Consider the following 10261-nt stretch of genomic DNA (forward strand, 5'->3'; position numbering starts at 1 on the left):
TAGCTTGTTGACCCTCGCCATCCCGATGCTCCTATGGAGGTCAAGAGGTGAGGGCGGCGAAGTCGGCGCGTAGGGCGGTGTAGACGTCGCGGACGATGTAGCGCTTCAGACAGCGCAGGATCTCCTGTTTGCTGAGGCCTTCGGTGATGCGTCGTTGCTGGTAGGCGCGGGTGCGCTGGTCGTAGCGTAGGCGGCAGAGCGCGATGGTGTGCAGGGCGTGGTTGGCGCCGCGGTCGCCTCCTCGGTGCAGGCGGTGGCGGCGCACCCGTCCTGAGCTGGCGGGGATGGGTGCTGCGCCGCAGAGGTGCGCCAGCGCGGCTTCGGAGTGCAGCCGGTCGGGGTTGTCGCCGGCGGTGGTGAGCAGTTGGGCGGCGACGTCGGGGCCGACACCGAACAGGGCCGAGGTGCGGGGCGCCGTTTTCCGGACGATGGGTGCCACCTGCTGGTCGAGGGCGGTGATCTCCTCGGTGAGGGCAGTGACCCGGCGGGCGAGCCCAACCAGGGCTGCGGCGGTGGCGTGTTCCGGCTCGTGGAGTCTGGCTGGGTCGTAGGTCAGCCCAGCGCACCGGCTGACCAGCACGGCAGCGCTGACCCTGGTCAGGTGGGCTCGCAGCGGTTCGGAGGCGGCGGCGACCAGGCCGCGCATCTGATTGAGCGCTGCGGTGCGGGCCTTTGACGGCTCCTCGACGGGCGACCCTAAGGGCGCGGATGGCCTCGACCGGCCCAGTGCGGGCCTTCGGCGTGCCCATCGCGGTGCCTGCAAGGGTCGCCCGGGCGGCGGCGATCGCGTCGATCGGATCGGACTTGCCCTGTGCGCGGCGGGCGCGGCGGTCCGGCCGGTCTACCTCCATGACAGCGATCTTTCTGCTGGTCAGGTAGCGGGCGAGGCCGGCTCCGTAGCTGCCGGTGCCCTCCACGCCCACGGCAGTCACCCGCCCGAAGGAGCGCATCCAGGCCAGCAGATCCATGTAGCCGGCGGTGGTCGCTGGGAACTCGGCGTCGGCCAGGAGCCCGCCGGTGCTGTCGATGACAGCGGCGTGGTGGGTGTCGCGGTGGGTGTCAACACCGCCGATGAGAGATCGCTTCTTCGCTGCCATGCTGGTGAGGTCCGCCTTTCTCGGTCGCGTCGAGAACACGTGGACACGTCACCGGTCAGGCGATGCGGACAACACAGTGGTGGGCGCCTCTCGCACAGGCTCCTATCAGGTCACGACGCCTGTCCGGTGACATGCGGCTGCCGGGGCCACCGGGCCAGCCGACGAATCGGGATGAGGACAGTAACCGTCGGTCTGCCGGTGAGTCAGACCAACCCGGCGACACACCCCACCATCCTCACTGTCTGCCGCCGACCCACACATCGTGGAGCGGGCCAGGGCCAGGGTGACAAGGTGGAGCGCCCTACCGGACGTACGACCTTGTCACCCTGGCCCTGGTCTGCTCGGCTTGCCTGAGTCGGTGGCTGGCGGGATGGCATCCCCCCTGAACCACCCACAACCCGGAACCGTTCGGCAACTCCATCCTGGAGTCGTCTGGCCCCCGCCGGAGGCAGCTCTAACCCCAACCCCGCCCCCACCCACCACCCCCTTCTCACCCTCACCCTTTCCCCACCTCGGACCCGAGCGCGGCCGACGGATTCCGTTCGGCAACTCGCCCCCAGGTCGACCGCAGACCCGGTCCGCGGTGAGACGTCACGGGGTGGGAAGAGGCCGGTAGGGAGACGTTGTCGTCCTGGTCCCGGTCGTCCTCCGGGACTCGTCACCGGGTCACTTCATTGACCCAGGCTGACGCGCGGGGCGGGGCGTGGGGTTCGGGCCGGCTGACTTTCCGCCCCGGCGCCCTTGTGCCAGGGCGGCGGCTCCGCAGGAGCCGTTTGCCGCGCCCCGGCCCGCGCCGCGCGGAGCGCCTTGATCCAAGAGAGGACGTTTCGGCAATACTGAGACTAGATTCCCGGACCCTCCTCGACCGTCGTCGATCGCTTCAATCGGGTGGAGCGGCTGCCTGAGCTGGAGGGGTTTTTGCGTCGCCAACCAGCTAGTCACCTGCTGAGCGGTCGACCGCCGCCTGCTCACGACGCGGGAAGTTAGCCCTCGTGACAGCGTCCACTATTTTGAGTACGTGTCGTCCACATCGTTCTGGTCTTGGTCAGGGTGGGGTGCCTTTGAGGCCCTCGGCACTCTCGCCGCTGCTCTCGTGGCCCTCACGGTGTATCTAGGCGAAGTCTCACGACGTCGTCGCGCTGAGCGAAGTGCAGTCCGCATTTGGGTCGCCAATGATGACGGCAGGACGACGATCCATATCGTCAATGACTCTCATGTGCCGATCGTTGATGCCAAAATTGTCATCTTGTATCAGCAAGATCACTGGGGAGCATTTTTGGGAGGAATGAACTGGGCTGCTGTCGGGTGGATTGCACGAGGTCCGCACATCGCGCATCCCTCCCAGACCGTGATCTTGACGCTGAGAGACTTCTACTGGAACGCGTTGGATAGGAGTTTACCGGCGCGCCTGCGCTGGTGTGGTTGCAGTACGAGGCAAGTGCCGAGATTCGGGCGGTGAGATTTACCCGGCTGAAAAAACTTCCAAAAGTTCAGACAATAGTTGATTTTGGCTATCTGGAACCGTATGAGCAACAGGTAGCTCTGGGCACGCGCCCTGCTATTCCCTCACCCTCGCCCGGCCCCTTCGAGGAGGAAGAATGCCCATTTGTGACCAGCGCTCACGCTAGCCTCGCGCGCACGTTCTGGAGCTCGCCGTGGATGCCGGACAACCGCCTCGTGCCGCACCCCCGTCAAGGAAATGGGTTCAAACGGAGGATGAGCCAATCAGCGACCTCTTTCGAGGATGCTGCCAGCCGGAGCGCACGCACTGGCGTTATGCCCTCGTTTAGACCGTGAGCAATCTTATGGCGACGGTCAACCAAGAAAGAAAGTTCCCGCGCCAGCCTCTGGTCATCCGCCTCTAGAAATTCCCTGAAGTCGGCTTGCAGGCCTGCATCGAGCCTGCCTAGCTGATCGTCCATGTTCGCAAGAGACGGATTCTTGCTCCTTTCTAGGTAAGAATGAGCAAAGGCGCGAACCATCCCATACGATTTCTCCCTGACGTAGGCTCGCAGAGTCTCGACGACCGTTTGCTCCAAGTAGCCGCACGACCTAACGACTAGTAACCGAGCCAGCCACGCCCTGATCTCGTCCGTTACATCTCTTCGATCATCAGTCAAAGCTATAAGCTCATCCAGCTTTCGCTCTAAGTTCCGGACCTCGAGGGGTGGCCAGGTCACCATTCTCCCTAGATCGAAGCGAATTCGCGAGTGGTGATAGCGAGCCTAGTCCGAACACTCTCTTCATCTGCGGTTGCACGAGTGACGGCGTTGGCCAATCTCTCGTCCCCCTGAAACCGCTCGACTGCCGCTGCCACTGCTTCCGGAGTCGGCTCGGTGCCGCCGAGATCCAAACGGCGCATCAAGCCCACAAAAACAGCTTCAGCAAGGGCAGCATTTACAGCCCGGTTGCCAGCCCACCGCAGTGCGCGCCGCCCGGGTCCCGCCTCGAGTAGGCGGGCCGCAGTTTCGAACTGCTGCACAATCCGGTCCACCGGGAACTTCGTGATTTCTCGGTATTCCCCAACGAAGTCGTTCAAAAAAGTCTTCAAGGGTCGTCGATACGTGGCAGCAGAAACATACAACGCCAAGGTGCGCAGCACGAGCTCTTGGTCCCGGAGCCTGGGTGACTTGTTGCCGTACAGTTTTCGCCACGCCGGTTGGTCGTTGAGCTGACCAAGCAGCCCAATGAAACCTCCAGCGTAAAGCGCGACCCGAATCTCGTGAGGGGTAAGCTGAGTGCCGCCGGAATTCAAGCGTTCGAAAACCTGGTAGATTGCGTCGAGGGAACCCGCCGAGCCATCCGTCTTAACAATTGTTGCCTGAATAAACGTGTTATTAAGGGTTCGTCGTAGCTCCGGAGGAAGCGTTTCATATGTCAACCCCTTGAATCTATCTGCGACATTGACGAGTGAAAACTCGCGCTCTCGATGCATGCCGCGATAGAACTCCGCCAAGGTGTTCAGTCTTTGCTGGCCGTCCAAAACGAGGTAGCGCTTATCCAACTGCTGAACCAGAATGATGCCGGGGATAGGATACTCGAGAAGCAATGACTCGATAAAGCGATCCATCTGGGGGCGACGCCAAACGAAACTTCGCTGGAAGCGGTCAGTCTCAATTTCTACCGATTCATCTCCGAACCTGGGGATGACAATGTCGCCCCGTTTCAGACGCCGAACGATGCCCTCTACGTCGAAGTCCGTGCCGCTGTACGAGACCGGACGCGCTTCCGCTTCGGCCTCCTCCAGAGACTCTCGGTCCTCCCTGGTTAGATCAACGGCTTCGGCTGGTCCCGTCTCCTCCTCGGGCTGCCCGCTGCACGGCGCTGCTTCAGTCATGACGATGACTCTAGCGACGACCGCAGGTCGAACTGGACGCCGCCGCCCTTCTGTGACTGTTGCAGCGGTGCGACCGGCGTGCGCGCCTGGGCGGCGTTCGTGCTGCCCTGTCAAGAGCTGCCTTGACGACGTAGAGATTCCGCGCGGCCGGCGCTACCCGCATGCCTTCCGAAGTCGCTCGACCGCAACAAAGATCTGCTGTTCGGGACCAGGTCGACTCGGCCGCCACTCAACAAGTAGGGGTCGAACGGCATCGACGAGTCTGGTGAGTTCGACCGCAGTGGTCGGTTCGGGCACAGCGTCAAGCGCCGCGACTGCGACGAAGGTCGCCTGATACCGGTAAGCGTTCGTCGGTTTGTCCTGCCAGCCAGGCGAATTACGCCACTCCTGCACACGCTGGCGCACCTCGGCTGCGGCGGTTCGGATGACGGCCGCTCGTTGGCGAGGTGTGAGTTCGGTGCGGGCGTAGGGGCGGTCGGCGGGATCCTGCGGCGGCGTGTCGGCGTCGCGCATGGCGGCGATCGTACCGGTGCCATGATCGGAATTGCTCGCCGCGTGCAGAGCGACAATGGCGTCAGCCGGCGGTGTCGTTCCACTCTGGGGCGAGGACCGAGTAGAGCTGGGAGTCGCGCCAGGCGCCGTTGGTGAAGACGTGATCGCGTAGCCGGCCTTCGTACTGCATCCCGAGCCGCTTGGCAACGCCGATGGAGGAAGCGTTGTCGGGGCCGATAGCTGCGGTGACGCGGTGAAGCTTCAGCTCTCGAAAGCCGTAGTCGATGATGGTTCGGGCTGCGTCGGTGGCATAGCCGTGGCCCCAGTGATCGGCGCCGATGGCGTAGCCAAGCTTGGCGGCCTGGTGCCCGGTGAGTCCGAGGCGGGCGAAGCCGATCATCCGATCTGAGGTGTCAGCGACGGCTAGGTAGTACTCAGTGCGCGGGTGGAGCTGCGCACGGCTTACAGCTCCCTCAACCATGGCGACAGTGGCGGCCTGGTCGCGGCTGTCGAACGAGAGCCACTGTGTGACCCGGTCGTCACCGACGATCGCCAAAGCGTCGGCCGCGTCATCGGGTCGCAGTTCGCGAAGGGTGATGACGCGGCGGGGATGGTGATCGGGTACATGTGCTGATGGTGCCTTATCGAGGAAGGGCGTTGGCAGGCGTGTGTGTGAAGTGCTCGATGCCGTCGATGAGGTCGCGGGCGTCGTTGGCGTGGCCTGCGCGGGTGATGGCCTGGTGGACACGGCGGACGGAGTGGATGACGCCGTTGATGCGCTGGTCGGCGGGAAGGTCGAGTACGGGGGCGAGGGCATCAGCGGCGGCATCGAGCTCTCCGCTGGCGACGCGGGCAATGGCGAGGTTGGTGTGGGAGCCGGCCTGGTCGCCGAAGGCCCACGCCGGGTCGTAGCGGTCGGAGTACGCCTGAACGGCACGCAGGGCGTAGCGTTCGGTGGCGTCGGCTTCGCCGGGCAGCCAGGCGAGGGCGTCGCTGGCGTAGTAGAGCGTGCGGGGCTGGTTGAAGGTGCAGATGCCGCCGATCTCGTCCATCTCGTCGGGGCGTACCCGGGACCAGGCGTCCTCGGCCTCGGTGATGGCGGCCTTGGCCTGTTCCGCGTTACCGAGTGCGGCGTAGGCGCGTGCGGCGCTGACGGGCAGCCAGACGGCGGAGGTGCCGCCTGCTTGGGTCGCGTACTCGCGTCCGGCCTCGGCATAGCGGACGGCTTCGGCGTACCGACCGGCCCAGTAGGCGACCAGCGATTGAAGTCCGCGGAGCCAGGCTTGCAACCCGGGATGGCCCGACTGGTCGGCGCAGAGGACAGCGGTTCGGGCTTGCAGCATGGCCGAGTGCGGGTCGGCCATGTCGTGCGAGACCTTGGCGAGTAGGCCGCTGGTGATGCCGGCGAGGAAGTGCAGGTCACGCGACTGGGTCGGCTGTTGGCGACGTTCGAGCAGCGTGAACAGGGTGTCCTGAGTCTCGGCCAGGTCCGGCAGGATCTGGCTGACCGGTCGTTGTGGGTAGGCCAGAGCGAGGCGTTGCACATCCTCGGTGAGCTGGTCGATGGCTGCCGGGGAGGTGGCTTCGGCGGCGAGCATTGCGTACTGGCGGGCGCGTTGTGCGGCCATGGCGAGGAGGTTCCTTTCCGGGCCGGCGCCGGTGGGCTCGACGATGAGGTGTCGGGCCGGCGCAGGGGTCAACTGGTGGGATGCCCAGGGGCGCTGCAACTCATCGACCGGCTTGCCGAACATGGCCTGCAACGCCCGCCGTGTGGCGGGGGTTGATGAGGCCAGGTCCCGTTCGCCGCGAGCTAGCCGGCCGAGGTGCCGCGCGCTGATCGCCGCGCGGGAGTCAATGCGGCTGAACTCGTCAGCCAGTTCCTCGTACGTACGGTCGCTGCACTGGATCAGGTACTCCAGGACGGTGCGAGGTTCGCGGCGATCTCGGGCCATCGTCGACGCCTTCCTGATGGGCTATCTCCACGCTCACTTACGCGAGGTCCTGAACACAACGCAGGTCCTCATGGTGTCCGCCCGAGGTCCGTCAGAGGTGCTGCTTCGGTCCTCGATCGATCTCCACAACCGGGTGTTCTATCTCCACCATGGACCTCTCACCCACCGCAATTGTGCGTGTACTCGCCGCTGAAATGCACGTGGCAAAACGGCACCCCACCCCTCGTGCCCGTGCCGATTCGGTTGCGAACACGGTCGAGGGTGGTATCCAGGCCCATAAGTGCGTCGGTCCTGCCTGGGCTGTGCCGGTCCCGGACGAGCGGCAACCTGCCGAGGCTGGCCCGGAGTGGGTGCTGGCGTGGGACCGCGACCCGAACGACGGTCAATGAGTGGCCCACCAGCCCCGGTGCCTCGCACAGCCACGCCGCGCCGGCCAGGTGTCCCCGTTCCAGGCGACCTGGTGCTGATTGACGATCGAGCGTCGGTGCAGTTTGGCGGTGATCGGGCTCTGTGGCTGCGGGTGACCTCGGTCTGCGACAAGCCGACATACCACGGATGGGTGTGGCTGACCGGCTACTCCATCGATCTGGCCACCGGTAAGGCTCTGGCCCGGCGGGAGGTGTTCGCTCAGATCACCGGTCTTCAGATCCAGCGACCCACGACTGGAAGCGCGCCGCCTCGCCACAACGCGGCGTCAACGACGAGGAGACGCGGTGTTTGACGTTCGGGTACGACTCGGCGCAGTGCTGGACATCGACGCGGCCGATCGCCTTCTGCCGTCGGACGGGCCCGTGCGGTTGTGGGTGACCGGGGTACGGCTGGTGGCTAACCGCCCTCCCCAAGACGGGTGGATCTGGGTCGAGGGCATCAGGCTCTCTCCGTCGGGCCGTCGCGGCCCTCAGGCACAGATCCTGGTACGCGCGAGCAAGCTGCCACCGGAGGGCTCGCTCCGATGAGCGTCTACGGCCGGGCAACGGTGTTCGCCGACCGGGTCCGGCTGACCTTCGCTGACGCTCAGCTGACTTTCGCCCGTCACCCCAACCCGGCTGGCCGGGCGGACACACCGCTGACCAGCGGTGGAGCGCTTCCAGCAGAAAGGGACGACCCCCGTCGGGGGGAGACGGGGGTCGTCGAAGGTTCGGCTCCGGGGGGGTCGAGCCGAACCACTCAGCGGTCACGGGGGGTGCAACCGCCGAGGGTCTTGTCTGTTGTCGAGGATGTGAAATCTCGTCGTACGGACAAGTCTGCCTGAGCGGGCCCGTCACGTCGAGTGGTGTCGACTCCACTCACTGCGAAAATCTCCTCGCGGAGTGTGAGCGCGATCACGCGGAGCGGAGGTGGTGGCGCCAGCCCGCAGGTCTGAGGGGTGGCATGACCCCGGGCACCCGCCGACGATAGACCATCCGGCTAGACTTTCGCGCCGTGGGCCGAAGTGCCGCTTTCTTCGATCTGGACAAGACCGTCATCGCCAAGTCGAGCGCCCTGGCGTTCGGTCGGCCGTTCTACCGGGACGGGCTGATCACTCGGCGTGACGTGGTCAAGTCGGCGTACGCGCAGCTGATGTTCCGGCTGGGCGGCACCGACGAGCAGACCATGGCCCGAACACGGGACTACCTGGCCGCGCTCTGCAAGGGCTGGCAGGTGGAGCAGGTCCGCCAGATCGTCGCGGAGACGCTCCACGAGCTGATCAACCCCTACGTGTACGCCGAAGCCGCCGCGCTGATCGAGGAGCACCAGGCGGCCGGGCGGGACGTGGTGCTGGTCTCGGCGTCCGGCGAGGAGATGGTCCGGCCGATCGGCGAGCTGCTCGGGGTGACGGATGTGATCGCCACCCGGATGGCGGTCCGGGACGGCCGGTACAGCGGTGAGGTCGAGTTCTACGCGGCCGGCCCGAGCAAGGTCGAGGCGGTCAGCGAGCTGGCCGCCGCCCGGGACTACGACCTGGCTGACTCGTACGCCTACTCCGACTCGTACAGCGACCGTCCGCTGTTGGAGTGCGTCGGCCACCCGAGCGTGGTCAATCCGGACCGGCAGCTGCGCAAGCTGGCCTCGGAGAACGCCTGGCCGGTGCTGGAGTTCCGGCACCCGATTCCGCTGGGTCGACGGCTGCGGGAACGTCCCGCGGTGCCGGTGGCCGCGGCGGCCCTGGGCGTCGGGGTGGGCGTGGCCATCGGCATCGCCTGGTATGGCCGGCACCGGCGTACCCGCGCCGCCGCCACCACCGCCTGATCCCCACGACTGATCGCGGCAGGACGTCGTCACCACCCGAACCGCCTGGTAGGGCCGCCGCCGGCGTACCCGAGACCGCCAGGGCGGGCGGTCAGGCGGCGGCGAGGATCTCGTCGCCGATGACGGTGAGCTGGTCGGCGCCGACCTCGACGGCCGCCATGTAGTGGCGCAGCCAGGAGCGCAGCCCGTCCGGTGTGCCGGTGGCGAACGCGCCCGCCGAGCCGACGTACTCGGGCTCCCGCTCGCGGTGGCCGACGTCGACGGCGAGCAGGCCACGCGGGTCGAGGCCGCTGGCGAGCAGCACCAGGCGGGCGGCCCCCCGGGCCACCACGCCGGACGGGCCGGCGAACGGGCGGAGGTTCAACAGCTCCCCGTGTACGACCGCGGCGAGCACCAACGGGGAGACCTTCGTGCCACCGGCGACCAGCCCGGCGAGCCCGTCCAGCCGGGTGGCGACCACCGGGTCGGCCACCGGACGGCCCAGCTCGGCTTCCGGCACGATGCCCCGCGCGGCGAGGACGTGCAGCTTCGCCAACGCCTGCCGGGGCGCCTTCGGCCACAGCTCGCTCAGACCGGGTAGCGCCCCGGCGACCCGCAACGCCCCTTGCAGCACGGGGTCGGTGACGGTGCCGGCCCGGACCGCCTCGCGTTCGTGCCCGACGCCCTCCAGAGCGGCGCTGGCCACCGCGGAGCGGAGACTGACCTCGGCCGCCACCTGGCCACCGTTTCGACGCAGCGCCCGGTGCCCGAGCGCCTTGTCGAACCGCTCGCGCGCCTGCTCGACGGCGGCGGCGATGTCGGCGAGCGCGAGCAGGGGCGCGAGCGGGTCGGTGGTCACCCCGCCACGCTAGCGACCCGCCCGGGCGCGGCGGGTCGCACCCGCCCGCAACGCGACCGGCACCACCCGCCCCGGCGCGACCGTCCCTCAACCCGGTGCGCTCTCCCTCGCCCAACGCATCCTCCCCTCGACCCGGCGCGCCCTCTCCCCGACCCGGCTTATCAACACGCGTTCCTGGAAGTCGGGGCATCCAGGCCAGTAGGACACCCCGTTTTCCAGGAACCCGTGTTGATCAAGCACCGGACCGAGCGCGGACCGCAAGCCGGGGGCGGAAGGCCCGGGGGCGGAAGGCCCGGGGGCGGAAGGCCCGGGGCGG

At 66.9% G+C, this 10261-nt stretch carries 7 protein-coding genes and 1 pseudogene; 1 reads left to right on the forward strand and 7 read right to left on the reverse strand.

The features are described from left to right. Positions 1 to 40: 40 nt before the first annotated feature. The 6 genes and pseudogenes from JM949_RS40155 to JM949_RS09260 form a co-directional block, all read right to left on the reverse strand. A pseudogene (locus JM949_RS40155) lies at positions 41 to 1097 on the reverse strand (IS110 family RNA-guided transposase). Between the two features lie 1691 nt (positions 1098 to 2788). Further along, entirely contained in the window at positions 2789 to 3277 is a 489-nt protein-coding gene (locus tag JM949_RS09240; protein ID WP_203148005.1) for a HEPN domain-containing protein, read from the reverse strand. Between the two features lie 8 nt (positions 3278 to 3285). Further along, positions 3286 to 4434, reverse strand: coding sequence for a DUF262 domain-containing protein (locus JM949_RS09245; RefSeq protein WP_203148006.1), 1149 nt, complete (start codon positions 4432 to 4434; stop codon positions 3286 to 3288). A 153-nt stretch (positions 4435 to 4587) separates the two neighbouring features. After that, positions 4588 to 4947: a hypothetical protein gene (locus tag JM949_RS09250; protein WP_203148007.1), complete on the reverse strand. Its 360-nt coding sequence runs from the start codon at positions 4945 to 4947 to the stop codon at positions 4588 to 4590. 61 nt (positions 4948 to 5008) lie between these two features. Further along, positions 5009 to 5674, reverse strand: a complete 666-nt coding sequence (locus JM949_RS09255) for a GNAT family N-acetyltransferase (protein WP_309232081.1) — start codon at positions 5672 to 5674, stop codon at positions 5009 to 5011. Next, positions 5568 to 6878 carry a hypothetical protein gene (locus JM949_RS09260; protein ID WP_203148008.1) on the reverse strand — a complete coding sequence of 437 codons (1311 nt, stop codon included), beginning with the start codon at positions 6876 to 6878 and terminating at the stop codon, positions 5568 to 5570. The genes JM949_RS09255 and JM949_RS09260 overlap by 107 nt, the downstream gene beginning before the upstream one ends. A 1422-nt stretch (positions 6879 to 8300) precedes the next feature. On the opposite strand from JM949_RS09260, the gene JM949_RS09265 reads away from it, so the two are divergent. Further along, complete coding sequence (locus tag JM949_RS09265; RefSeq protein ID WP_203148009.1) at positions 8301 to 9107, forward strand: HAD family hydrolase; 807 nt, start codon at positions 8301 to 8303, stop codon at positions 9105 to 9107. Between the two features lie 91 nt (positions 9108 to 9198). On the opposite strand, the gene JM949_RS09270 is transcribed toward JM949_RS09265, so the two are convergent. Continuing rightward, complete coding sequence (locus tag JM949_RS09270; RefSeq protein ID WP_203148010.1) at positions 9199 to 9945, reverse strand: Fic family protein; 747 nt, start codon at positions 9943 to 9945, stop codon at positions 9199 to 9201. Positions 9946 to 10261: the final 316 nt, after the last annotated feature.

The organism is Micromonospora tarensis, from assembly GCF_016803395.1.
GTDB classification, from domain to species: Bacteria; Actinomycetota; Actinomycetes; order Mycobacteriales; family Micromonosporaceae; genus Micromonospora; species Micromonospora tarensis.